The 24837-nt window shown below is 70.2% G+C and carries 17 protein-coding genes; 11 read left to right on the top strand and 6 right to left on the bottom strand.

All coding sequences use genetic code 11. The features are described 5' to 3' along the window. Position 1: 1 nt before the first annotated feature. The 4 genes from ABB55_RS12210 to paaN all read right to left on the bottom strand — a co-directional run bounded on the left by ABB55_RS12210 (position 2) and on the right by paaN (position 5001). On the bottom strand, positions 2-943 hold the full coding sequence (locus ABB55_RS12210) for a branched-chain amino acid ABC transporter permease (RefSeq protein ID WP_054359047.1): 942 nt from the start codon (positions 941-943) through the stop codon (positions 2-4). Between the two features lie 2 nt (positions 944-945). Beyond that, a complete protein-coding gene (locus ABB55_RS12205) occupies positions 946-1818 on the bottom strand; it encodes a branched-chain amino acid ABC transporter permease (RefSeq protein WP_054359046.1) in 873 nt (290 codons plus the stop codon). Between the two features lie 221 nt (positions 1819-2039). Further along, entirely contained in the window at positions 2040-3194 is a 1155-nt protein-coding gene (locus ABB55_RS12200; RefSeq protein ID WP_054359045.1) for an ABC transporter substrate-binding protein, read from the bottom strand. Between the two features lie 148 nt (positions 3195-3342). Next, positions 3343-5001, bottom strand: coding sequence for a phenylacetic acid degradation protein PaaN (paaN, locus tag ABB55_RS12195; RefSeq protein WP_054359044.1), 1659 nt, complete (start codon positions 4999-5001; stop codon positions 3343-3345). A 178-nt stretch (positions 5002-5179) separates the two neighbouring features. Between paaN and paaG the strand changes: the two genes are divergently transcribed. The 4 genes from paaG (at position 5180) to ABB55_RS12175 (ending at position 8588) form a co-directional block, all read left to right on the top strand. Further along, a complete protein-coding gene (gene paaG, locus ABB55_RS12190; protein WP_054359043.1) occupies positions 5180-5986 on the top strand; it encodes a 2-(1,2-epoxy-1,2-dihydrophenyl)acetyl-CoA isomerase PaaG in 807 nt (268 codons plus the stop codon). Between the two features lie 3 nt (positions 5987-5989). Continuing rightward, the gene (paaI, locus tag ABB55_RS12185; RefSeq protein ID WP_054359042.1) at positions 5990-6451 is read left to right on the top strand and encodes a hydroxyphenylacetyl-CoA thioesterase PaaI; all 462 of its coding nucleotides are present in this window, start codon (positions 5990-5992) and stop codon (positions 6449-6451) included. A gap of 219 nt (positions 6452-6670) precedes the next feature. Then, on the top strand, positions 6671-7984 hold the full coding sequence (paaK, locus tag ABB55_RS12180) for a phenylacetate--CoA ligase PaaK (RefSeq protein WP_054359041.1): 1314 nt from the start codon (positions 6671-6673) through the stop codon (positions 7982-7984). 7 nt (positions 7985-7991) lie between these two features. Further along, a complete protein-coding gene (locus ABB55_RS12175) occupies positions 7992-8588 on the top strand; it encodes a TetR/AcrR family transcriptional regulator (protein ID WP_054359040.1) in 597 nt (198 codons plus the stop codon). 127 nt (positions 8589-8715) lie between these two features. On the opposite strand, the gene ABB55_RS12170 is transcribed toward ABB55_RS12175, so the two are convergent. Both ABB55_RS12170 and ABB55_RS12165 read right to left on the bottom strand, forming a co-directional pair. Then, positions 8716-9693: a diacylglycerol/lipid kinase family protein gene (locus ABB55_RS12170; protein WP_054359039.1), complete on the bottom strand. Its 978-nt coding sequence runs from the start codon at positions 9691-9693 to the stop codon at positions 8716-8718. A gap of 235 nt (positions 9694-9928) precedes the next feature. After that, on the bottom strand, positions 9929-10225 hold the full coding sequence (locus ABB55_RS12165) for a hypothetical protein (RefSeq protein WP_054359038.1): 297 nt from the start codon (positions 10223-10225) through the stop codon (positions 9929-9931). 333 nt (positions 10226-10558) lie between these two features. Between ABB55_RS12165 and ABB55_RS12160 the strand changes: the two genes are divergently transcribed. The 7 genes from ABB55_RS12160 (at position 10559) to glgX (ending at position 24835) form a co-directional block, all read left to right on the top strand. Next, entirely contained in the window at positions 10559-10861 is a 303-nt protein-coding gene (locus ABB55_RS12160; RefSeq protein WP_140941741.1) for a hypothetical protein, read from the top strand. A gap of 241 nt (positions 10862-11102) precedes the next feature. Then, entirely contained in the window at positions 11103-13604 is a 2502-nt protein-coding gene (locus ABB55_RS12155; RefSeq protein WP_054362018.1) for a glycogen/starch/alpha-glucan phosphorylase, read from the top strand. Positions 13605-13770: 166 nt separating this feature from the next. Continuing rightward, positions 13771-15969, top strand: coding sequence for a 1,4-alpha-glucan branching protein GlgB (glgB, locus tag ABB55_RS12150; protein WP_054359036.1), 2199 nt, complete (start codon positions 13771-13773; stop codon positions 15967-15969). A 70-nt stretch (positions 15970-16039) separates the two neighbouring features. Further along, positions 16040-17308: a glucose-1-phosphate adenylyltransferase gene (gene glgC / locus ABB55_RS12145; protein WP_054359035.1), complete on the top strand. Its 1269-nt coding sequence runs from the start codon at positions 16040-16042 to the stop codon at positions 17306-17308. After that, entirely contained in the window at positions 17305-18765 is a 1461-nt protein-coding gene (glgA, locus tag ABB55_RS12140) for a glycogen synthase GlgA (RefSeq protein ID WP_054359034.1), read from the top strand. Before glgC ends, glgA begins: the two co-directional genes overlap by 4 nt. Positions 18766-18824: 59 nt before the next feature. Then, a complete protein-coding gene (locus tag ABB55_RS12135) occupies positions 18825-20453 on the top strand; it encodes an alpha-D-glucose phosphate-specific phosphoglucomutase (protein WP_054359033.1) in 1629 nt (542 codons plus the stop codon). 62 nt (positions 20454-20515) lie between these two features. Further along, entirely contained in the window at positions 20516-24835 is a 4320-nt protein-coding gene (gene glgX, locus ABB55_RS12130) for a glycogen debranching protein GlgX (RefSeq protein WP_054359032.1), read from the top strand. Positions 24836-24837: the final 2 nt, after the last annotated feature.

The raw sequence follows: 24837 nt of genomic DNA, 5'->3' as shown, positions 1-24837 counted from the left end.
CTCATGCGGACCTCCCGCGGACAAGCCCGATCAGGGTCGGCACCACGCCGGCGCGCATGAAGATCATGACGCCGATCATGATCAGGCCGATGGCGAGATGCTCGTATTCGTGGAACACGGTCAGCACTTGCGGCAGCACGACCAGGATGGCGGCGCCGACGACCGCGCCGACGACCGAGCCGAGGCCGCCCAGCACCACCATGGTGACCAATTCGACCGAATGCAGGAAGCCGGCGATGTCCGGGGTCACGAAGGCATTGACGAAGGCGAGCAGCGCGCCGCCGGTCGCCGCATAGACGGCCGAGATGGTGAAGGCGGTCAGCTTGGCGCGGGCCACGTCGATGCCGAGCACGCGGGCGGCGACCTCGGAATCGTGCACCGCGCGCAGCGCCCGTCCGGTCGGGCTGTCGATCAGGTTGACGGCCAGGACGGCGCCGGCGATCAGGAATGCGCCGCAGATCCAGTACCAGGTCTCCGCACCACGCACCCGCCAGCCGAACAGCTCCATGCGCGGCACCTGCATGCCGTCCGGCCCGCCGGTCAGGGCCTGCTGGTTCTGGATCACCATGGCGATCAGGATGCCCATGCCGAGCGTTGCGACGGCGAGATAGTGGCCGCGCAGGCGCAGGATCGGGCGGCCGACCACGAAGGCGACGAGGCCGGCCGCGGTCACGCCGATCAGGAAGGCGGCGAGCGGGTGGACGCCGTAGTGGGTCGGCAGGATCGCCACCGCATAGGCGCCGATGCCGCCGAAGCCGGCATGGCCGAGGCTGACCTGTCCGGCCTGGCCCATCAGGATGTTGAGGCCGATCGCGGTCAGGCCGGCGGTGAAGACCAGCGTGGCCACCCGCAGCTGGTAGGCCGATTTCAGAAGGAACGGCAGCGCGACGACCAGCGCCAGCAGGATCAAGACGGGCAGGAAGCGGCGGAGGAGAGCCGGCATGGTCAGACGCGCTCCACCGATCGGGCGCCGAACAGGCCGCCGGGCATCACGAACAGGACGAGCAGGATGACCACGAACGCGAAGGCGTCCTTGTAGGTCGAGGACAGATAGCCGGCGCCGAAGGCCTCCAGGAGGCCGATCAGCAGGCCGCCCGCGACGGCGCCGATCGGATTGCCCATGCCGCCCAGCATGGCGGCGGCGAAGCCCTTCAGCGCCAGCATGGTGCCGACCTCGTAGGAGGTCAGCGTGATCGGCGCGACCAGGATGCCGGCGATCGCCCCGATCCCGGCGGAGAGCGCGAAGGACAGGCCGACGACGAAGCGGGTGTCGATGCCGACCAGGCTTGCGGCGAGCCGGTTGGCGGCGGTGGCGAGCACGGCCTTGCCGGTCAGCGTGACGCGGAAGAACCACCACAGCGCGGCCAGGATGACGCCGGCCCCGCCGATCACCCACAGGCTCTGCGGCAGGATGGTCGCGCCGAGGATGTGGATCGGATCGTCGCCGGAGAAGGAGGGCAGGCGGTGGAACTGCTTGTCGAAGACGATCTGGGCGGCGCCGCGCAGCGCGATCGAGGCGCCGATGGTGATGATGATCAGCGTCACCGCCGAGGCGCCGCGCGCCGGCTTGATGGCGAAGAGATAGAGCCCGAGGCCGACCGCGACCGTGATGACCACCGCCGCGATCGCGGCGAGCGGCAGCGGCAGGCCGGCGGCGGCGAGGAACACGGTCGCCATGCCGCCGAGCATGACGAATTCGCCCTGCGCGAAGTTCACCACGTCGGAGGCGTTGTAGATGATCGTGAAGCCGAGCGCGACCAGCGCATAGACGGCGCCGACGGTCAGGCCGGAGAAGATGAACTGCAGCAGTTCGGCCATGGCGGTTCCGGGTGGCGGTCGCGGGGGATGGTCTTCGGCAGCGATGCAGGCCGCGCGGTCTCGCGTCGGCCGGCCCTGCGGTCCGTGTGCGATGGGCCGGGCGCGAGGCGACCGCCGCGGCGCGGGGCGGAACGATGCCCCGAGGCATGGTGTCCGGCGCGGGATGCCCCTTGTCGGCGGGCGGAGCGGGCCGGGGCGGGCGGGCCGCCCCGGCCGGGGGCTCAGTTGGCGAGCGTCCACTCGCCGTTCTTGATTTCCAGCATGCGGAAGGCGGTCAGGTCGAGGCCCATATGGTCGGTCGGCGTCATGGTGATCGCGCCGGCCGTGCCCATCAGGCCCTTGGTCGCCTCGATGGCGTCGCGCAGCTTCTTCGGCTCGGTCGAATTGGTCCGCTTGACCGCATCGACCACCATCATCAGGCCGTCATAGGCATGGCCGCCGAAGGTCGAGACCGGCTGCTTGGTGTTCTCCTCGAAGGTCGTCTTGTAGTCGACCACGGTCTTCTTCTGCGGATCGCTGTCGGGCAGCTTGTCGGCGACCAGCAGCGCGGAGGCCGGCAGGCGGACGCCGTTGGCGGCCTCGCCGGCCAGATCGATGAACTGCTTCGAGGCGACGCCGTGGCTCTGGTAGAAGGGCAGGGTGATGCCGAGCTGGCGGTAGTTGCGCGTCACGATGGCCGGGCCCTGGCCGAAATCGGCATTGACCACCGCCTGCAGGCCGGCCGTCCCCTTGATCTTGGTCAGCTGCGGGGTGACGTCGGTGTCCTTCGGGCCGTAGGTCTCGTCGGCGACGATCTCGACGCCGTATTTCGCCGCCACGGCGAGGCACTGCTTGCGCATCGAGGCGCCGAAGCCGCCGGTCCCGGAGACGAGGCCGATCTTGGCGAGGCTGCGCTTCTTCAGGTCGTCGAAGATCTTCTCGCAGGCCATCTTGTCGGTATGCGGCGTCTTGAAGACGAACTTGCGCACCGGCTCGACGATCTCGATCGCGCCGGCGAGCGAGATGAACGGCACTTCGGCATCCTCGAAGACCGGGATCATCGCCATCGTGGTGCCGGTGGTCGAGCCGCCCACCATGGCGACGACCTTGTCCTCCTCGACCAGGCGCTGGGCGAAGGTCTTGGCCTTGTTGGCGTCGCCGCCGTCGTCATAGGTGACGAGCTGGATCTTGCGTCCGCCGACGCCGCCGGCCGCGTTGAGGCGGTCGACATAGAGCTTCAGCGTCTTCTCTTCCGGATCGCCCAGGAAGGAGGCCGGGCCGGTCGCCGACAGCACGGCGCCGATCTTGATCGTCTCCTGCGCGAGCGCCGGGGCGGCCAGCGCGAGCGCCAGCGTCGCGCCGCCGAGCAGGGATTTCAGAGCACTGTGACAGGTCATGGTTTTCCTCCCAGTTTCTGTTTTTCGCCGTTCCGGCTTTTCAACACTGTGTGCCGGCCGGTCGGCCCGGTCCAGCCCCGCCCTCCCGGCGCGACCGTCGAGCCGCTGCAAAGGCCGCGTCCCGCACGATCGCGGGACGCGCGCGGGGTCAGGCCGCCGACTGACGGCGCACGGTGGCGACGCGGAAGCGGCTAGCCACGAAGGCGGTATCGGTCAGGCTGGCATTGCCGGCCGGATTGGCGCCGGAGACATGGTAGTCCGAGAAGGCGGCCGACTGGTTGACGAAGACCTGACCGGTCAGATTGACCGACAGCGCCACGCCGGCGGCCGCGAAGGCGTCGGCGGCGGCATCGATCACGGCCGGGTCGGTCGCGTAGAGGCTGGCCGTGATGGCGCCCTTCTCGCGGGCCGTGCCGGCGGCGCGGGCGAGCGAGTCCGCGGTCGAATCGGTCGCGATCACATAGGCGACCGGGCCGAAGCACTCGACCGTGTAGTCGGCCGTGTCGGCGGCGTCGGCGGCCAGGATCAGCGGCGTGACGGCGCGCGCGCCGTCGTAGCCCGGCAGCGCGATCCGTTCGGCGGCGCGGATGACCCGGCCCTTTGCGGCGGCGTCGACCCGGGCGAGCGTCGCCTCGGACTGCACCGCGCCGAGCACGGCGGCGGCGCGCTCGGGATCGCCGAGCAGCCGGTCGACCGAAATTTTGATGCCCTCGGCGACCGCCTCGAAGCTCTTGTGGCCGTCCGGCGTCTCGATGCCGGCGCGCGGCACGAAGATGTTCTGCGGGGCGGTGCACATCTGGCCGGTATAGAGCGACAGCGAGAAGGCGATGTTGCCGGTCATGCCGCGGAAGTCGTCGGTGGCGTCGATCACGATCGAATTGACGCCGGCCTCCTCGGTATAGACCTGCTTGCCCTCGGCATGGGCGCGCACCCAGGCGCCGAAGGCCGGAGAGCCGGTGAAGTCGATGATCTTCACGGACGGATGCAGCACCAGATCCTTGGTGATCGGCGCGTCGGCCTCGTCGGCGGCGAGCTGGACCACGTCGGCCGGGAAGCCGGCCTCGGCGAGCACCGCGCGGGCGACGCGGACCGTCTCGGCGAGCGGCAGGATGGCGCCCGGATGCGGCTTGACGATGACCGGGTTGCCGGTGACCAGCGAGGCGAACAGGCCCGGATAGCTGTTCCAGGTCGGGAAGGTGGCGCAGCCGATGACCAGCGCGACGCCGCGCGGCACGATGCGGAACTGCTTGTCGAGCACCAGGTTGACCTTGCCGGCCGGCTTGGTCCAGGTCACCGCGCCGGGGATCTTCGCCATCTCGTCATACGCGTAGGCGACCGCCTCCAGGCCGCGGTCCTGCGCGTGCGGGCCGCCGGCCTGGAAGGCCATCATGAAGGCCTGGCCGGAGGTGTGCTGCACCATGTTGGCGATCAGGAAGCTCTCCCGGTTGAGCCGGGCGAGGATTTCGAGCGCCACGCCGACGCGGTCCTCGACGCCGGCCCGCGCCCAGGCGGCGCCGGCTTTCTCGGCGGCGGCGACCAGGCTCGCGACCGGCGCGGACGGGTAGCTGATGGCGAGGTCGAAGCCGTAGGGCGAGGTCTCGCGGCCGACGCGGGTCGTGGCTTGCTGGTCGAGCGGGAAGGGCTGGCCGATCAGGGCCTTGAAGGCGGCCTCGCCGTCCGCCTTGGCGGTCTCGCCGTAGATCTTGCCCGACGGCGTCTCCGGATAGGCGCTCCAGTAGCCGCGCGTGCGCGCCGCCTGCACGGCAGCCTCGAGCAGGCCCTGATGGGCCGCGAAGAATGCGCTCATGGTATCCTCCCGCCGAAACCGGTTCCGGTCGCCGTTGCCGCAACAATCGTGCGAAACGGTGCCGTCCGGTTCTCGATCCTGTCGTTGACAGCCGGTCAACCTTGCGCCTATTAATTAACCGACCGGCCAGTCAGTCAAGTGAAATCTGATCGAAAAGAGCCGGACACGAGGAGATGCCATGACGGACACGCCCGCCGACGCGGTGGTGCGGATCGAGGACGGTGCCGGCTGGCGCCGCCTGACCCTCAACCGCCCCGACAAGCTGAACAGCTTCAACGCCGACCAGCATGTCGCCCTGAAGGCGGCACTCGATGCGGCCGCCGAGGATCGCAGCGTCCGGGCCGTCATCCTGACCGGTGCGGGACGCGGCTTCTCGGCCGGGCAGGACCTGTCCGACCGCGCCCGCGCGCCCGGCGCGCCGCCGCCGGACCTCTCCGAGACGATCGAACGCTTCTACAACCCGCTGATCCGCCGGCTGCGCAGCATGCCGGTGCCGGTGATCGCGGCGGTCAACGGCGTCGCCGCGGGGGCGGGCGCCAACATCGCCTTCGCCTGCGATCTGGTGCTGGCCGCGAAGTCGGCACGCTTCATCCAGGCCTTCTCGAAGATCGGGCTGATCCCGGATTCGGGCGGCACCTGGACCCTGCCGCGCCTGGTCGGCCGGGCCCGCGCCTATGCGCTGGCGGCGCTCGCCGAGCCGGTCTCGGCGGAGACGGCGGAAGCCTGGGGGATGATCTGGAAGGCGGTCGACGACGCCCAGCTGGCCGCGGAGGCCGAGGCGCTGGCGACCCGGCTCGCCGCCATGCCGACCGGCGCCCTGGTCCGGCTGCGCGAAGGCCTCGACCTGGCCGAGACCGGCACGCTCTCCGCCCAGCTCGACTGGGAGCGCGACGCGCAGGCCGCGCTCGGCCGCTCGGACGACTACCAGGAGGGCGTCGCCGCCTTCATGGAGAAGCGTCCCGCCCGCTTCTCAGAGCGGAGCTGAACCATGGCCGAGAAGCTCTCTCCCGAGGCCTTGGCCCGGGCCTGCGCCGACCTGATGTGGGCCGAGGACAAGGCCAGCCGCGGCCTCGGCATGGTCATCGACGAGGTCGGCCCCGGCCGGTCCGTGCTGTCGATGACCGTCACCGAGGCGATGGTCAACGGCCACGGCCTCTGCCACGGCGGCTACATCTTCACGCTGGCCGATTCCGCCTTCGCCTTCGCGTGCAACACCTACAACGCCAACACCGTCGCGGCCGGCTGCCAGATCGCCTATGTGGCGCCGGGCCGGCTCGGCGACCGGCTGACGGCGCGCGCGGTCGAACGCAGCCGCTCGGGACGGTCCGGCATCTACGACGTGACGGTCAGCCGCCAGGACGGCACCGTGCTGGCCGAATTCCGCGGCAACTCGCGCACCATCAAGGGCGTGTTCCTGCCCGACCAGGTCGACGGCCCGGCCCGGGCCTGACCGCCCGAACCTGACCGCCCGAACCTGACCGGCGGGGCCTGACCGACCGGGCCCGACCGGCCCATCTGCGACCGTCCCGGTCGGGGCGGCAAGGACCCGCACGGACCCGGATATTCGGGCCGTCTGCGCCCCGGCCCGACCGGCCCGCGCGACGGCCGCACCATCAGACGCAACGACAACGAGGCGCCGGACTGCGGCGCCCGGCGAGGGAGGGGACCCATGTATACGGACATCGTGCCGCGCCGCGACATCCTCGATCCGATCGAGATCGCCTCGCGCGACGAGATCGTGGCTCTGCAGACCGAGCGCATGGCCTGGACGCTGCGCCACGCCTACGAGAATGTGGCGCACTACCGGCGCAAGTTCGATGCCCACGGGGTGCATCCGGACGACTTCCGCCGGCTCGAGGACATCGCCAAGTTCCCGTTCACCACCAAGGCGGATCTGCGCGAGAACTATCCCTTCGGCATGTTCGCCGTGCCGCGCGAGAAGGTCGCCCGCGTGCATGCCTCGTCGGGCACCACCGGCAAGCCGACCGTGGTCGGCTATACGGCGCGCGACATCGACACCTGGTCGCAGGTGGTCGCCCGCTCGATCCGCGCTTCCGGCGGTCGGGCCGGCATGAAGGTGCATGTCTCCTACGGCTACGGCCTGTTCACCGGCGGCCTCGGCGCCCATTACGGCGCCGAGAAGCTCGGCTGCACGGTGATCCCGGTCTCTGGCGGCATGACCGAGCGCCAGGTCCAGCTGATCCAGGACTTCGAACCCGACATCATCATGGTCACGCCCAGCTACATGCTGGCGATCCTGGACGAATACCGCGCCAAGGGGCTCGACCCGCGCGCCTCCTCGCTGAAGGTCGGCATCTTCGGCGCCGAGCCGTGGACCAATGCCATGCGCGAGGAGATCGAGCAGGCCTTCGACATGCACGCGGTCGACATCTACGGCCTGTCGGAGGTGATGGGTCCGGGCGTCGCCAACGAATGCGTCGAGACCAAGGACGGCCTGCACATCTGGGAGGATCACTTCTTTCCCGAGATCGTCGACCCGGCGACCGGCCTGCCGGTCGAGGACGGGGCCAGCGGCGAACTGGTCTTTACCTCGCTGACCAAGGAGGCCATGCCGGTCATCCGCTACCGGACCCGCGACCTGACCCGGCTCCTGCCCGGCACGGCGCGCTCGATGCGGCGCATGGAGAAGGTCACCGGGCGCTCCGACGACATGATGATCGTGCGCGGGGTCAACGTCTTCCCGACCCAGATCGAGGAGCAGATCCTGAAATGCGCCGGCCTCTCGGCGCATTATTTCGTGGAGTTGACGCGCGAGGGCCGGATGGACGAGATGACGGTCCACTGCGAGGCCGCGCCCGACCATGCCGAGGAGGCCGAACGGGCCGCGTCGGCCTCGGAACTGAGGCATCACATCAAGAGCGTGATCGGCGTCAGCGCCAAGATCCTGGTCGGCTCGCCCGGTACGGTCGAACGTTCGGCCGGCAAGGCCCGGCGTGTCGTCGATCGCCGCCCGAAGGAATAGCGGATCCATGGCAAGACCCCGGGCGGTCGACCACGACGACAAGCGCCGCGCCATCCTGAAGGCCGCGGCGCGGCTTTTTGCCGACGGCGGCTACGACCGCTCGTCGATGGCCGAGGTGGCCAAGGCCTGCGGCGTGTCCAAGGCGCTGGTCTATCACTACTACGTCTCCAAGGACGTGCTGCTCTACGACATCATCCGCCTGCATCTCGACGAGCTGGTCGCGGCCGTCGAAGGCGCCAACGGCCATGACGAGGCGCCGCGCGAACGGCTGGTCCGGCTCGCCTCGGCGCTGCTCGACGCCTACCGGGATGCCGACGCCGAGCACAAGATCCAGATCAACGAGCTGAAGAAGCTGCCGCCCGAGCAGCAGGACGAGCTGCGCGATCTGGAGCGCCGGCTGGTCGGATACTTTGCGGCCGCGATCGCGGCGGCGGTGCCGGCGCTCGCGGGCGGCGCGCTTCTGAAGCCGGTGACCATGAGCCTGTTCGGCATGCTCAATTGGCATTATCTGTGGTTCCGCCCCGGCGGCCCGGTCAGCCGGGAGGACTATGCCCGTCTCGCCGTGACGCTCGCCGTGGACGGCGCCGGCGGGCTGCAGACCTGATACCGACGGTCATGGAATGATCGTCGGTATTCGAGACGCGGATTTCTCATGCCGCTGACGCCTATGAGAAATTCGCGTTACGTCAACGGCCCGATGCGTCAGCATCCTGGGCCGTTGGCATGACCGGTCAGGCCGCCGGCAGGCGCAGGACGGTCAGGGCGGCCGGCACCAGTTCGACATGGAACGGCACGGTCATCTCGACCTGCTCGCCGTCCATGGCCAGATGCAGCGACGGCCGGGTCGACCGGATCGCGACGCGCCGGGCCTTGGCGAAGGCCGCGAAGGGGTTGGAGCGCCAGCGTCCGGCCAGCGCCATCAGGGTGAACAGGATCAGCCGGCCCGGCGACATGGTGCGCGTCGCATAGACGGCGAGCCGCCCGCCGAGCGGGTCGCGCGGCAGTGGCGCCATGGCGGGCTGCTCGGCCAGTTCGTTGACGGTGACCAGCACGCTGGCGAAGGCGCCGCGCAGCGTGGTCTCGTCGGCACCGATCGAGAGGTTCAGCTTCGGCGGATCCAGGATGGCATGCGCCCAGGCGCGGATGCCGGCGAGCATCTTGCCGCGCCGGTTGGTGTAGCCGGCCTCCTCGCGCAGGCGGATGACGCGCGGATGGGCGCCGATCGAGACGTGATGCACGAACCAGCGCTCGCCGATCCGGCCGGCGTCGATGCTGACCAGTTCACCGTCGCCGAGGCGCGCCAGCGCCGCCTCGAGATCGGGCGGAAACCCGCTCAGCCGCGCAAACAGGTTGAAGGTGCCGAGCGGCAGCACGCAGATCGGCTTGCCGTGCCGGATCGCCGCCGCGGCCGCCGACGAGGCGGTGCCGTCGCCGCCGCCAATCACGACGAGATCGATCGCCGGATCCGCGAAGGCCCGCTCCATGTGATCGTGCAGGTCCGCCGGATCGGCCAGCACGAGTTCGGCGAGATGTCCGAGCCGGTCCGCCGCCGCACGCAGCCGCGCCGTCAGAGCCGCCTCGTCCCAGCTCCGCACCGTGCCGGCCTGGCGGTTGACGATCATGGCGACCCGGCGCGCCCCGGTGTCCGACGGGACCGGCGCGCTTTCGCCGGCATCCGGCAGGGCATCGGCGGTGGACATCGCATGCATCGGTTCGCTCCGTTCGAGTGTCCGGTCCTGCAGACGTTGCGCATCGGCGGCGGGCTGACGGTGATATGGGGCTGGGGTCGGTCCGTCGGGAGGGCGCGTCCGGAATCGGTCCGGGGTCGTCGTCGTCAACCGGACGGTCGCGGTGCGACGGCAGGGCGGGGCCGCCCATCCGGAGCCCGGACAAAAGCAAGGCGCCCGCGAAGGGGCGCCTTGCCGGCAGATTCGAGGCGAGCCGTCAGGGCTTGATCTTCACCTTCACGCCGCCGCCGCGGATGACGACCTTGTTGCGCACGCAGTTGTAGCCGTTCCAGCGCCAGCCGGGGCCGCAGCTGCGCACGACCGGACCGCGGAAATAGTAGCCGGGCTTTTTCACACGCACGCAATCGCCGCGCCGGCTGCAGTAGAGCGCCACGGATTCGGCGCGGCTGGCGCCGGCGTCCGAACCGAGCGGATTGACCATCGGCAAGGCCGAAGCCGGCGTCGCGGCGAGAAGACCGCCGAATGCGGCCGCGGCGAGAATGAGATTGCGCATGTCTGTTTGCTCCTTTTGAGGGCAGCCACCCTATCCCTGACAACACGCGAACATGCCATCGGTTCCACGGCCGCGGTCAGGTTTACCGGCACAGGATGCGACCTCGCGTCCTGATCATCGGCCACGTGCGTTCGCGTGCGCGAAGACTATTAAAGACAAGAATGACCATACGGGGGCAGGCCTTTTGGATATCTGTCGATGAGTCGGGTTTTGACGGGCAGGGAGCCTCCGTCGATAGCGTTCGAATCTGCGGATCATGATCCGAACTCCCTCCGGAACCGACGGCGCCGATGGACGTTGTATCGGCAGTTCAACGATATGGAGGACTTAAGGATGCGTAAGACTGTGATGGCTCTGTTGTCCTGTGCGGCGATCCTGGCGGTTCCGGGCCTGGCCTCCGCCGACGAGGCGGCCGGCGCCGCGGCCGGTGCCGCCACCGGTGCGGTGACCGGCGCGGTGATCGGCGGCCCGGTCGGCGCCGTGGTCGGCGGCGTGGCGGGTGCGACGATCGGCGGCGCCGCCGGTGCGACCGGCTCCGGGACCGTCGTGGTCCAGCCGGAGGCCCCCAGGGTGATCGAGCGCGAATGCGTTCAGGATGCCTATGGTGCGACCACCTGCGTCGAGCGGGTCCGCTGACAATCCAAGCCTGATCTTCGATTTTTCTCGGAATGGCACGGCAGCCGCGCGCTGCCGTGCCGTTTTGTTTGCGGCCGGAACGGCTTGTTTTGCCCGTCCCATGAGCCTCGATCGCCCGCAATTGCGTCAGCGGCGCGCTTGAACCGTCACGCGCCGAGGTCTTCAATGGGCGCGGATGATCGTTCCCGTGGGCGGGGCGATCGATCCCGGACGGACGATGCAGGAGACGCGCGTGGTCGATATGCAGGAAGCGGGCGTTGGCTCCGGGGCGGCGGTCCAGGCAGGGACCTACCAGGACGGCAGCGGTGCGGCGAGCGAGGTGGCCGAACTCCGGGCGGCGATCCTCGACAAGCTGACCTATTTCATCGGCAAGCATGCCGAGAATGCCAGCGACCGCGACTGGTTCGTCGCCACCGCGCTGGCGGTGCGCGACCGCATCGTCGACCGCTGGACCGAAACGCGCGACCGGATCTGGGCCCATCATACCAAGCGCGTCTATTACCTGAGCCTGGAATTCCTGATCGGACGCCTGCTGTTCGACGCGCTCAACAACCTGCAACTGACCGATCCCGTCCGGGTGGCGCTGGCCGAACTCGGCGTCGATCTCGACCGGATGCGCGAGGTGGAGCCGGACGCCGCGCTCGGCAATGGCGGCCTCGGCCGGCTCGCGGCCTGTTTCATGGATTCCATGGCGACCCTGTCGATCGCCGCGCATGGCTACGGCATCCGCTACGATCACGGCCTGTTCCGGCAGCGGATCAAGGACGGCTGGCAGCTCGAATATCCCGAGGACTGGCTGTCCTTCGGCAATCCGTGGGAATTCCCGCGGCCGGAGATCGACTATTCGATCGGCTTCGGCGGTCATGTCGAGGCGATGGCGCGCCCCGACGGTACCTTCCGCCATGTCTGGCATCCGGGCGAGACCATCGAGGCGGTTGCCTACGACACGCCGGTGCCCGGCTGGCGCGGCCGGCACGTCAACACGCTCCGGCTCTGGTCGGCGCGCGCGCCGGATCCGCTCCGGCTCGACGCCTTCAACCGCGGCGACCATGTCGGTGCCCTGACCGCACAGGTGCGCGCCGAGGCGATCTCGAAGATCCTCTATCCGAGCGACGCCACGCCGGCCGGCCAGGAACTGCGCCTGCGCCAGGAATATTTCTTCGTCTCGGCCTCGATGCAGGATCTGATCGACCGGCATCTGCGCCAGCACGACGCCATCGAGACGCTGCCCGAGCGGGTCGCGATCCAGCTCAACGACACCCATCCGGCGATCGCCATCGCCGAGATGATGCGGCTCCTGGTCGACATCCATCATCTCGAATGGGAGGCGGCCTGGACGATCACGACCGGCGTCTTCTCCTACACCAACCACACCCTGCTGCCGGAGGCGCTGGAGACCTGGGCGGTGCCGCTGATGGAGCGGATGCTGCCGCGGCACATGCAGATCATCTATCTGATCAACGCGCTGCATCTCGACCGGCTGCGCAAGTCCGGCGAAGTGAGCGACGAGATGGTGCGCGCGCTGTCGCTGATCGACGAGCATAGCGGCCGGCGCGTGCGCATGGGCCATCTCGCCTTCGTCGGCTCGCACAAGATCAACGGCGTCTCGGCGCTGCATACCGACCTGATGCGGGTCACGGTGTTCCGCGACCTGAACGGCGCCTATCCGGGCCGGATCGTCAACAAGACCAACGGCATCACCTTCCGCCGCTGGCTCTATCAGGCCAATCCGGGGCTGACCCGGCTGATCCAGGAGGCCTGCGGCCCCGGCGTCGTCGACCGGACGGCGGACCTGAAGGCGCTCGAGAAGGTCGCCGACGACCGGGCCTTCCAGCGCCGGGTCGCCGCCGTGCGCCGGGCCAACAAGATCCATCTCGGCCGGATCATCGCCGAGCAGCTCGGCGTCAAGGTCGATCCGGACGCGCTGTTCGACGTGCAGATCAAGCGCATCCACGAATACAAGCGCCAGCTCCTCAACATCCTGGAGACCATCGCGGTCTATGAGGAGATCCGCTCCCAGCCGACGCGCGACTGGATCCCGCGGGTCAAGATCTTCGCCGGCAAGGCGGCGGCCAGCTACCATCAGGCCAAGCTGATCATCAAGCTCGCCAACGACGTGGCCAAGGTGGTCAATTCCGACCCGACCGTGCGCGGCCTGCTCAAGGTCGCCTTCCTGCCGAACTACAATGTCAGCCTCGCCGAGGCGATCATCCCGGCCGCCGACGTGTCCGAACAGATCTCGACCGCCGGCATGGAGGCGTCGGGCACCGGCAACATGAAGTTCGCCCTCAACGGCGCGCTGACCATCGGCACGCTCGACGGCGCCAATGTCGAGATCCGCGAGCATGTCGGGCCGGAGAACATCTTCATCTTCGGCCTGACCGCCGAGGAGGTCGAGGCCCGGCGGCGGCGCGGCATCGATGCGACGACGGTCATCGCGGCGTCGCCGCGCCTGCCGGAGATCCTCGACGCCATGGCGTCCGGCGTGTTCTCGCCCGACGAGCCGGGCCGCTACCGGGGGCTCGTCGACAGCCTGCGTTTCCACGACTACTTCATGGTGACCGCCGATTTCGACAGCTACTATGCCCGCCAGCGCGACATCTACCGGCTCTGGCGCGACAAGGAGGTCTGGTGGAAGGCGAGCCTGCTCAACACCGCGCGGATGGGCTGGTTCTCGTCGGACCGGGCGATCACCGAATATGCCCAGGAGATCTGGCGGGTGCCGCTGCAGCCGATCGGGTGACGGCGGCGGGCCGGCGTCGATCTTCGGACCATCGAACTTTGGTCCGGCGAACTTCGGTTATTCGATGCCGAATTCACGCTTCCGATGGCACGAATATGCAAGACTGGCGTTCTGTAGAGAGCGTCGGACCCAAGCCTGACAAGGGCCAATGACAACAGAGCCGGGGATGGAAGCGAGCATCTGGGAGGCCGGCGGCGACGAGGTCGCCGCCCTGGTCGGTGCGCGCCATGGCGACCCGTTCGGGCTGCTCGGGCTGCACGAGACTGCGGCCGGCCTGGTCCTGCGCGCTTTCGTGCCCGGGGCCGCGACGCTCGAGGCCGTCCCGGACGACGGTGCCCCGGCTTTCGCGCTCGGCCTGCGCGATCCGGCCGGCTTCTTCGAGGGGCTGGTTCCGGCCGCCGGCCGCTTCGGCTACCGCCTGCGCGCCGGCAATGCCGGCGGCAGCTGGATGGTCCGCGACGCCTATGCGTTCGGTCCGGTGCTCGGTGCCGTCGACGACCATCTCCTGGTCGAGGGCACCCACCGGCAGCTCTACGAGCGGCTTGGCGCGCATCCGATCCGCCATGAGGGCGTCGACGGCGTGCATTTCGCCGTCTGGGCACCGAATGCGCAGCGCGTCTCGGTGATCGGCGACTTCAACCGCTGGGACGGGCGCCTGCACCAGATGCGCAAGCGCATCGACAGCGGGCTGTGGGAGATCTTCGTCCCCGATGTCGGCCTCGGCACCAACTACAAATACGAGATCGTCGGCCGCCACGGCGATCTCCTGCCTTTCAAGGCCGACCCGTTCGGCTTTGCCGGCGAGATGCGGCCCTCGACCGCCTCGGTGGTCGCCGACACCGCCGGCTTCGTCTGGACCGACGCCGACCATCTCGCCGCCCGCGCCGAGGGCGATCCGCGCCGCAAGCCGATGGCCGCCTACGAGGTCCATCTCGGCTCCTGGCAGCGCGGCGCGGGTGGCCGGTTCCTCAGCTACGACGAACTGGCCGACACGCTGATCCCCTATGTGGCGGAGCTCGGCTTCACCCATCTCGAGCTGCTGCCTGTCTCCGAGCATCCGCTCGACGCCTCCTGGGGCTACCAGCCGATCGGCCTGTTCGCCCCGACCGCCCGCTTCGGCGATCCGGCCGGTTTCGCCCGCTTCGTCGACCGCGCCCATGCGGCCGGGCTGGGCGTGATCCTCGACTGGGTGCCGGCCCATTTCCCGACCGACCCGCACGGTCTCGCCGCCTTCGACGGCGGCCCGCTCTACGAGCATGCCGATCCGCGCCGCGGCTTCCATCCCGACTGGAACACCGCGATCTACGACTTCGGCCGGCGCGAGGTCGCCAACATGCTGGCCGCCAATGCGCTCTACTGGCTCGACCGGTTCCATATCGACGGCCTGCGCGTCGATGCCGTCGCCTCGATGCTCTATCTCGACTATTCGCGCCGGGCCGGCGAATGGCTGCCGAACCCGGACGGGTCGAACGACAACCGCGATGCGGTCGCGTTCCTGCGCCGCTTCAACGAACTGGTCTACGGCACCCATCCGGGCACGGTGACGATCGCGGAGGAATCGACCGCCTGGTCGGGCGTCTCGGCGCCGGCCTATGCGGGCGGGCTCGGCTTCGGCTTCAAGTGGAACATGGGCTGGATGAACGACAGCCTCGACTACATGTCGAAGGACCCGGTGCATCGCCGCTGGCACCACGACAAGCTGACCTTCGGCCTGCTCTATGCCTTCTCGGAGAATTTCGTCCTGCCGCTCAGCCACGACGAGGTGGTGCACGGCAAGGGCTCGATCCTCGGCCGGATGCCGGGCGACGAATGGCAGCGTTTCGCCAATGCGCGCGCCTATTACGGCTTCATGTGGGCCCATCCGGGCAAGAAGCTCCTGTTCATGGGCCAGGAATTCGGCCAGACGCGCGAATGGAACTTCGACGCCGCGCTGGAATGGTGGCTGCTCGACCATGCCCCGCATCGCGGCCTCAAGGCGCTGGTCGGCGACCTGAACCGGCTCTACCGCGCCCTGCCGGCGCTGCATGCGCGCGACTGCGAGGCCGCGGGCTTCCGCTGGGTCGTCGCCGACGACCGCGACCAGTCGGTCTTTGCCTGGCTGCGCCTCGGCGACCGGCACGATCCGCCGGTCCTGGCGGTCTCGAACTTCACGCCGGTGCCGCGTCCGGGCTACCGGGTCGGCCTGCCCTTCGCCGGGCGCTGGCGCGAGGTGCTGAACACCGATGCCGACCTCTATGGCGGCTCCGGTCTCGGCAACCAGGGCTCGGTCGTCGCCGCCGCGGTCCCGTCGCACGGCCTGCCGGCCTCCGCGGAGATCCTGATACCGCCGCTGGCGACGGTGTATTTTCTATACGATCCGGACTGAGCAAACGGACTGAGCAAACGGGTCGGCCGCGATGCGACCGGCCGAGACAGGCAAGCGGGAGGCAAGGCAGATGGCGGAACGTTCGGGTCCAAGCGGCCCCCTCTCCAGGACCGCGATGGCCTATGTGCTGGCCGGCGGCCGCGGCAGCCGCCTGATCGAACTGACCGACCGGCGCGCCAAGCCGGCGGTCTATTTCGGCGGCAAGTCGCGCATCATCGACTTCGCCCTGTCGAACGCGCTCAATTCCGGCATCCGCCGCATCGGCGTCGCGACCCAGTACAAGGCGCACAGCCTGATCCGCCATCTCCAGCGCGGCTGGAACTTCTTCCGCCCGGAGCGCAACGAGAGCTTCGACATCCTGCCGGCGAGCCAGCGCGTCTCGGAAGATCACTGGTACGAAGGCACCGCCGACGCGGTCTACCAGAACATCGACATCATTCGCGACTACGAGCCGCGCCACATCGTCATCCTGGCCGGCGACCACATCTACAAGCAGGACTACGAACTGATGCTGCAGCAGCACTGCGAGCAGGGCGCCGACGTGACCGTCGGCTGCCTCGAAGTGCCGCGCAAGGACGCGACCGGCTTCGGCGTGATGCATGTCGACACGGACGACCGCATCATCGATTTCGTCGAGAAGCCGAAGGATCCGCCGGCCATGCCGGGCCGGCCCGACATGGCGCTGGCCTCGATGGGCATCTATGTCTTCGACACCAAGTTCCTGTTCGACCAGCTGGAGCGCGATGCCGCCACGCCGGGGTCGAGCCGCGATTTCGGCAAGGACATCATCCCCTACATCGTCAAGCACGGAAAGGCGGTGGCGCACCACTTCTCGCGCTCCTGCGTGCGCTCCTCCAAGGAGGCGGCGCCCTACTGGCGCGATGTCGGCACCGTCGACGCCTATTGGGAGGCCAATATCGACCTGACCGACGTGGTGCCGGATCTCGACCTCTACGACCGCGAATGGCCGATCTGGACCTATGGCGAGATCACCCCGCCGGCCAAGTTCGTGCATGACGAGGAGGGACGCCGCGGGCAGGCGGTCTCCTCGCTGGTCTCCGGCGGCTGCATCGTGTCGGGCGCCAACCTGCGCCGCTCGCTGCTGTTCACCGGCGTGCGGCTCAATTCCTACTCGCATATCGAGAATGCGGTCATCCTGCCCTATGTCGATGTCGGCCGTAAGTCGACCCTGCGCAATGTGGTGGTCGATCGCGGCGTCGTCATTCCCGAAGGCCTCGTCGTCGGCGAGGATCCGGTGCTCGACGCGCAGCGTTTCCGCCGGACCGAGAAGGGCATATGTTTGATTACCCAACCGATGATCGACCGTCTGAAGGCATGAGCCGCCTCACCGTCCTCTCCGTCGCCTCCGAGGTGTTCCCGCTGGTCAAGACCGGCGGGCTCGCCGATGTGGCCGGCGCCCTGCCGCGCGCGCTGGCGCCCGAGGGCGTCGACATGACGACGCTGGTGCCGGGCTATCCGGCCGTGATGCGGGCGCTGGAACATGGCGGCAGCGTGCTGGCGGTCGCGGATCTGTTCGGCGGGCCGGCCCGGGTCCTGTCGGGCACCGCCGAGGGGCTCGCCCTGCTGGTCGTCGATGCGCCGCATCTGTTCGATCGGCCCGGCAATCCCTATGTCGGACCCGACGGGCGCGACTGGCCGGACAATCCGTTCCGCTTCGCCGCCCTTGCCCGCGTCGCCGCCATGATCGGGCTCGGCGACCTGCCGGGCTGGCGGCCGGACGTGATCCATGCGCACGACTGGCAGACCGGCCTCACCGCCGCCTATCTGGCCTATGCCGACCGGCCGCGGCCCGGCACGGTGATCACGGTGCACAATCTCGCCTTCCAGGGCCAGTTCGGGCCCGAACTGCTCGGCCCGCTCGGCCTGCCGCCGGAGGCCTGGTCGGTCGCGGGCGTCGAATATTACGGGCAGATCGGCTTCCTGAAGGCCGGCCTGCAATTCTCCGACCGGATCACCACGGTCTCGCCGAGCTATGCGGCCGAGATCCGCACGCCGGCCGGCGGCATGGGCCTCGACGGCCTGATCCGCGCGCGCGGCGCCGACGTGGCCGGCATTCTCAACGGCATCGACGACACGGTCTGGGACCCGGCCGCCGATCCGCTGATCCCGGCGCCGTTCGACCTGAAGACCCTGAAGCGCCGGGGCGACGACAAGAAGGCCCTGCAGACGCGCTTCGGCCTCGCCGCGGACCCGGACGCGCTGCTCTATGGCGTGATCAGCCGGCTGTCCTGGCAGAAGGGGCTCGATCTCCTGCTCGGCGAGATCGGCACGCTGGCGGCGTCCGGCGCGCAACTGGTGCTGCTCGGCTCAGGCGAGCCGGCGCTGGAGCGCGGCTTCCTCGAGGCCGCCGCCGCCCATCCGGGCCGGATCGCCTGCCGCATCGGCTATGACGAACCGCTCGCCCATCTGATCCAGGCCGGATCGGATGCGCTGATCGTGCCGTCGCGCTTCGAACCCTGCGGCCTGACCCAGCTCTGCGCCTTGCGGTACGGCGCCGTGCCGGTGGTCGCCCGCGTCGGCGGCCTTGCCGACACCATTGTCGACGCCAACGAGATGGCGCGCGCCGCCGGCGCCGGCACCGGCATCCAGTTCTCACCCGTGACGGCCGAGATGCTGGCCGGCGCCCTGATCCGCACCGCGGATCTGTGGCGCGATCGCGATGCCTGGACGCGCCTCCAGCGCAATGCCATGAAGACGGACGTCTCGTGGCGGCGGCCTGCCGCCCGCTATGCCGGCCTCTATCGCGATCTCGTCGCCGCCCGCGGCGGCGGCTGACCGGATCGAGTCTGTCGACGACCGCCCGCCCGCATCCCGCCCGGAACGCCGGAGTGCCTATGATCCTGACCATCGCCACGACGCCCTTCGAGGGCCAGAAGCCCGGCACCTCGGGCCTGCGCAAGCGCGTTCCGGTGTTCCAGCAGCGCCACTATGTCGAGAATTTCGTGCAGTCGATCTTCGATTGCCTGGAGGGTTTCGCCGGCACGACCCTGGTGGTCGGCGGCGACGGGCGCTTCTTCAATCGTGAGGCGATCCAGACCGTGATCCGGCTCGCCGCCGCCAACGGCTTCGGCCGCATCCTGGTCGGTCGCGGCGGCATCCTGTCGACGCCGGCGGCCTCGAACGTGATCCGCGTGCGCAAGGCCTATGGCGGCATCATCCTGTCGGCGAGCCACAATCCCGGCGGCCCCGACGGCGATTTCGGCATCAAGTACAATGTCGGCAATGGCGGCCCGGCGCCCGAGAAGGTGACCGAGGCGGTGTTCGCACGCACCAGGACGATCACCGAATACCGCACGCTCGACAGCGCGGATGTCGATCTCGACCGGCTCGGCGAGGTCGGCGCCGGCGCCGCGATCGTCGAGGTGATCGATCCGGTCGACGACTATGCCGGTCTGATGCAGCGGCTGTTCGACTTCGACCGTATCCGGGGCCTGTTCGCCTCCGGATTCCGGATGAAATTCGACGCCATGTCGGCGGTGACCGGCCCCTATGCCCGCCAGATCCTGGAGCGCATGCTCGGCGCTCCGCACGGCACGGTCATGAACTTCACGCCGGAGCCCGACTTCGGCGGCCACCATCCGGACCCGAACCTCGTTCACGCGCGCCATCTCTACGATCTCGCCATGTCGATCGACGGGCCGGATTTCTGCGCCGCGTCCGACGGCGACGGCGACCGCAACCTGATCATCGGCAACCACGCCTTCGTCACCCCGTCGGACAGCCTGGCGATGCTGGCCGCCAACGCCCATCTGGCGCCCGGCTACGCCAAGGGCATCGCCGGCATCGCCCGCTCCATGCCGACCAGCCGGGCGGCCGACCGGGTCGCCGAAAAGATGGGCATCAGCCTCTACGAAACGCCCACCGGCTGGAAGTTCTTCGGCAACCTGCTCGATGCGGGCCTGGTCACCATCTGCGGCGAGGAGAGCGCCGGCACCGGCTCCGACCATGTCCGCGAGAAGGACGGGCTGTGGGCCGTGCTGCTGTGGCTCGACATCGTCGCCGCGCGCCGGCAGAGCGTCGCGGCGATCCAGCGCGAGCACTGGGCCGCCTATGGACGCAACTACTATTCCCGGCACGATTTCGAGGAGGTCGAGACCGACGGCGCCAACGCGCTGATGGCGCAGCTGCGCGAGGGCCTCGTCGGCCTGAAGGGCAAGCGTTTCGGCGCCCTGGAGATCGCCGGGGCCGACGATTTCGCCTATCACGACCCGGTCGACGGCTCGGATTCGGCCCATCAGGGCATCCGCGTGCTGTTCGAGGACGGCTCGCGCATCGTCTACCGGCTGTCCGGCACGGGCACGTCGGGGGCGACGCTGCGCGTCTATATCGAGCGGTTCGAGCCCGATGCCGCCGCCCACGGACTGGAGACCCAGGCCGCCCTCGCCGATCTGATCGCGCTCGGTCACGCGCTGGCACGAATCGAGCATTTCACCGGCCGGCGCGAACCCTCCGTGATCACCTGACCGGGACGGACCGGAGGGATCGTTCGCCCGACGAGGCACCAGCCAAGCGAGGATCGCCGCGCATGACCGAGCGTCCGCCGAGCCGCCCCGAACCGCTCGGCGTCACGGTTGTGGCCGGCGGGGCGCAGGTCGCCGTGCCGTCGGCCCATGCCACGGCGATCGATGTCTGCGTCTATCCGCCGTTCGATCCGGCCGTGCCCGACCGCGAACTCGGCCGGATCCGGCTGGGGGAGCGCACCGGCGCCGTCCATCACGGCTTCGTCGCCGGGCTGGAACCGGGCCTGCGCTACGGCCTGCGCGCACACGGACCCTGGGACCCGGCCGCCGGCCATCGCTTCAACCCGGCCAAGCTGCTGCTCGACCCCTGGGCGACCCGGCTCGACCGCGCCGCCCCGCTCGTCCCGGAGATGTTCGACCGGCGCGCGACCGGCGCGCTCCATGACGACGCCGACAGCGGGCCGATGGTCGCCAAGGCGGTCGTCGAGCCGGCCTTCGTGCCGCCTGCGGCGCCGACCCGGCCGGCATTCCGCTGGCGCGACGCGGTCGTCTACGAGCTGCATGTGCGCGGCTTCACGCGGAGCCATCCGGACGTGCCGGAGGCGATCCGCGGCACCTTCGCGGGTCTCGCCCATCCGGCCGCGATCGACCATCTGGTCCGGCTCGGGGTCACGGCGGTCGAGATCATGCCGGCCGCGGCCTGGCTCGACGAACGCCATCTGCCGCCGCTCGGGCTGACCAACTATTGGGGCTACAACCCGATCGCGCTGTGCGCACCCGATCCGCGCCTGGCGCCGACCGGCTGGGCCGAGATCCGCGCGGCGACCGATGCGCTGCATGCGGCCGGCATCGCGGCGATCCTGGACGTGGTCCTGAACCACACGGGCGAGAGCGACCGCCTGGGGCCGACCGTCTCGCTGCGCGGGCTCGACAACACGACCTGGTACCGGCTCGTGCCCGGTTCGCCGGCCGACTACCTGAACGATACCGGCTGCGGCAACATGCTGGCGCTGGACCGGCCGATCCCGCTCCGGCTGGCGCTCGATTCGCTGAGGCTGTGGGTCGAGCGCGGCGGTTTCGACGGCTTCCGCTACGATCTCGCCACCACGCTCGCCCGGCGTCCGGACGGCTTCGACCCGGACGCGCCGCTCCTCGCCGCGATCGGACAGGACCCGCTGCTGCGCGACTGCGTCCATATCGCCGAGCCCTGGGACATCGGCCCGGGCGGGCATCAGCTCGGCCGCTTTCCGGACGGCTGGGGCGAGTGGAACGACCGCTACCGCGACACGGTGCGCCGCTTCTGGCGCGGCGACGGCGGCATGGTCGGCCAATTGGCGACCCGTTTCGCCGGCTCCGCCGACATCTTCGCCGGTCGCTTCCGGCCGCTCTCGCGCAGCGTCAACTTCGTCACCGCCCATGACGGCTTCACGCTCGCCGATCTGGTCGCCCATGTGGCCAAGCACAACGGGGCCAACGGCGAGGACAATCGCGACGGCACCAACGACAATGCGTCCTGGAACCACGGCGTCGAGGGGCTGACCGACGATCCGGCGATCCGGGCCGCGCGCCGGGGCGACGTGCGCGCCCTGCTGGCGACGCTGATCCTGTCGCGCGGCACGCCGATGCTCGCCATGGGCGACGAGGTCGGCCGCAGCCAGGCCGGCAACAACAATGCCTATGCGCAGGACAACGCGCTTTCGTGGTTCGACTGGCAGGGCGCCGACCAGGATCTCGCCGCCTTCACGGCCGGCCTGATCGCCTGCCGCAAGGCCCATCCGGTACTGACCCGGGAAGCGACGCTGACCGGCGGCCCGGTCGACGAGACCGGGATTCCCGACGTGGTCTGGCTGAGGCCCGACGGCGGCGCGCTGGCCGACTGGGAATGGCAGGCGCCCGCCACCCGCGCCCTGATCGCCGCCCTCTATGCGCCGGCGGAAGGCGACCGGCCGGCGAGCCGGGCCGTGGTCGCGCTGCATGCCGGGCCGGAGCCCTTCGTGCTGGCCCTGCCCGAGCCGCGCGACGGCTTCGCCTGGACGCGTGCGCTCGACACGGCCGATATGGCCGCGGTGCTGGCACCGGCCGCGGTGCCGGTTCCCGCCGGCGCCCATCTCGCCGTCGCGGCGCGCTCGGTCGTGCTCGCCGTCGAGACCGTGGCGGAGGCGGGCGGAGGCGCGGGGATGCGCCGGCCCGCCGACGGCGCCGCGCTCGACCGGCTGGCCGCCGCCGCCGGCATCGCGCCGGACTGGTGGGACATCGACGGCTGCAACCATCGCGTCCCCGACGACACCCGCCGCGCCCTGCTCGCCGCGATGCGGCTGCCCGCCGGCACGACCGGCGAGGCGCGCGACAGCCTCGCCCGCCTGGTCGCGGAGACCAGCGCGCGCGACCTGCCGCTCGCCGTGACGGTCCGGGAGGGCGAGCCCGCGTGGCTGCGGCTCGGCCCCGGGCTCGCGGACAGCTTCCGGTGCCTCGACCTGGTCGTCGAGACCGAGGCGGGAACCGTCGAGACGATCTCGGTGGCGCCGGGCGAGGGCATCCGGGAGACCATCACCGGCGCCGACGGACGGCGGATCGCCACGCGGCTGGTGCCGTTGCCGGCCCTGCCGCTCGGCCGCCATCGCATCCGGCTCGCCGACCGGCCCGAGACAGCCGCGCATTGGGCGGTCGTGCCGGCGCGCTGCCACCAGCCGGAAGCGCTGGCCGGCGGCGCCCGCCGCTTCGGCATCGCCGCCCATCTCTACACGCTGCGCCGGGCCGGCGATGCCGGCATCGGCGATTTCACCACGTTGGCGGCGCTGGCCGAACGGGCCGCCGGCCAGGGCGCGGCGACGATCGGCCTCAACCCGCTGCACGCCCTGTTCGAGACCCAGCCGGATCGCGCCAGCCCCTACAGCCCGACCGACCGGCGCTTCCTCGATCCGCTCTATATCGATCTCGCCGCCCTGCCGGAGACGCTGCTGACGCCGGCCGTCCGCGCCGCGCTCGATGCCGAGGCCGGGCTCTTCGCCGCGGCTTCGGCGCTGACGGCGGTCGACTATGCCCGGCTGCGCGCCGCCAAGGGCCGGGTCCTGACCCTGGCCCACGAGGCCTTCGAGGCTGGCGAGGCCGGCATGGCCGGCGCGGCCACCGAGGGCGGGGCGCTGGCCGCGGCGTTCGAGGATTTCGTCCGTGCGCAGGGGCCGGCCCTGCAGCCCTTCGCGCTGCATCAGGCGATCGTCGCGGCGACCGGCATCGACGACTGGCACGCCTGGCCGGCCGGCCTCGCGCGCCCGGATGCCGCCGACACGGCGGAGTTCGCAGCCCGCCATGCCAATCAGCTGCGCTTCGTGACGTTCCAGCAATTCCTGGCCGACCGGCAACTCGGCGAGGCCGACCGGCGCGCGCGTGCGGCCGGACTTTCGCTCGGCTTCTACCGCGACCTGGCGGTCGGCTGCGCGCCCGACGGGGCCGAGGCCTGGGCCGAGCAGGACCGGCTGATGACCGGCGTCTCGATCGGTGCGCCGCCGGATCCCTTCGCGGCCGCCGGCCAGGTCTGGTGCCTGCCCGCGCCGGACCCGCTCGGCCTCGCGCGCGACGGCTATCGCGGCTTCGGCCGGCTGATCGCCGCCAACATGGCCCATGCCGGCGCGCTCCGGATCGACCATGTGCTCGGCCTCCGGCGCCTGTTCCTGGTCCCCGACGGCGCGACGGGCCGGGAGGGCGCCTATCTGGCCCAGCCGGCCGACGACCTGATCGGCCATCTGGCGCTGGAAAGCCGGCGCGCCGGCACGCTGGTGGTCGGCGAGGATCTCGGCACCGTGCCCGAAGGCTTCCGCGAACAGCTCGACCATGCCGGCCTGCTCTCCTACCGGGTGCTGTGGTTCGAGCGCGCGGGCGACGGCTTCGTGCCGCCGGAACACTATCCGGCGCGTGCGGCCGCCTGCGTCTCGACCCACGACCTGCCGACGCTGGCGGGATGGTGGTCCGGCGCCGATATCGATGAGGACCTGACGCTTGGCCGGCTCGCGTCGGACGCCGAAGCCGAGGCGCGCGCGCGGCGCGCGGCGGATCGGCAGCGCCTGATCGCGACGCTGGTCGCGAGCGGGCATCTCGGCGGGTCGTTCGACCCGCAGGGGGCCGTCGACCTGCAGGGACCGTTCGACCCGCAGGGGCCGTTCGGCCCGGCGCTGGCGGCGGCCGTGCATGGCTATGTGGCGGCGACGCCGTCGGTGCTGGCCCTGGTGCAGGCCGACGATCTCGCCGGCGAGACCGCGGCCGTCAACCTGCCCGGCACCGACCGCGAACGCCCCAACTGGCGCCGCCGCCTGGCGCCGCCGGTCGAGCACCTGTTCGAGACTGATCTCGCCCGGGCGATCCTCGATCGGATGGCGGCACGCCGCGCGTGACC

The sequence above is a fragment of the Prosthecodimorpha hirschii genome (genome assembly GCF_001305515.1).
GTDB classification, from domain to species: Bacteria; Pseudomonadota; Alphaproteobacteria; order Rhizobiales; family Ancalomicrobiaceae; genus Prosthecodimorpha; species Prosthecodimorpha hirschii.
Note: the sequence above shows the minus strand (reverse complement) of the source record. Positions and strands in the feature narration are given on the sequence as shown.

Coding starts and splice junctions, on each gene's coding strand:
- ABB55_RS12135 (WP_054359033.1), top strand. CDS start 18,825: ATGATCCTGACCATCGCCACGACGCCCTTCGAGGGCCAGAAGCCCGGC.
- ABB55_RS12170 (WP_054359039.1), bottom strand. CDS start 9,693: ATGCATGCGATGTCCACCGCCGATGCCCTGCCGGATGCCGGCGAAAGC.
- glgA (WP_054359034.1), top strand. CDS start 17,305: ATGAGCCGCCTCACCGTCCTCTCCGTCGCCTCCGAGGTGTTCCCGCTG.
- glgB (WP_054359036.1), top strand. CDS start 13,771: ATGGAAGCGAGCATCTGGGAGGCCGGCGGCGACGAGGTCGCCGCCCTG.
- ABB55_RS12165 (WP_054359038.1), bottom strand. CDS start 10,225: ATGCGCAATCTCATTCTCGCCGCGGCCGCATTCGGCGGTCTTCTCGCC.
- paaN (WP_054359044.1), bottom strand. CDS start 5,001: ATGAGCGCATTCTTCGCGGCCCATCAGGGCCTGCTCGAGGCTGCCGTG.
- ABB55_RS12200 (WP_054359045.1), bottom strand. CDS start 3,194: ATGACCTGTCACAGTGCTCTGAAATCCCTGCTCGGCGGCGCGACGCTG.
- ABB55_RS12155 (WP_054362018.1), top strand. CDS start 11,103: ATGCAGGAAGCGGGCGTTGGCTCCGGGGCGGCGGTCCAGGCAGGGACC.
- paaK (WP_054359041.1), top strand. CDS start 6,671: ATGTATACGGACATCGTGCCGCGCCGCGACATCCTCGATCCGATCGAG.
- ABB55_RS12175 (WP_054359040.1), top strand. CDS start 7,992: ATGGCAAGACCCCGGGCGGTCGACCACGACGACAAGCGCCGCGCCATC.
- glgC (WP_054359035.1), top strand. CDS start 16,040: ATGGCGGAACGTTCGGGTCCAAGCGGCCCCCTCTCCAGGACCGCGATG.
- ABB55_RS12160 (WP_140941741.1), top strand. CDS start 10,559: ATGCGTAAGACTGTGATGGCTCTGTTGTCCTGTGCGGCGATCCTGGCG.
- glgX (WP_054359032.1), top strand. CDS start 20,516: ATGACCGAGCGTCCGCCGAGCCGCCCCGAACCGCTCGGCGTCACGGTT.
- ABB55_RS12210 (WP_054359047.1), bottom strand. CDS start 943: ATGCCGGCTCTCCTCCGCCGCTTCCTGCCCGTCTTGATCCTGCTGGCG.
- paaG (WP_054359043.1), top strand. CDS start 5,180: ATGACGGACACGCCCGCCGACGCGGTGGTGCGGATCGAGGACGGTGCC.
- paaI (WP_054359042.1), top strand. CDS start 5,990: ATGGCCGAGAAGCTCTCTCCCGAGGCCTTGGCCCGGGCCTGCGCCGAC.
- ABB55_RS12205 (WP_054359046.1), bottom strand. CDS start 1,818: ATGGCCGAACTGCTGCAGTTCATCTTCTCCGGCCTGACCGTCGGCGCC.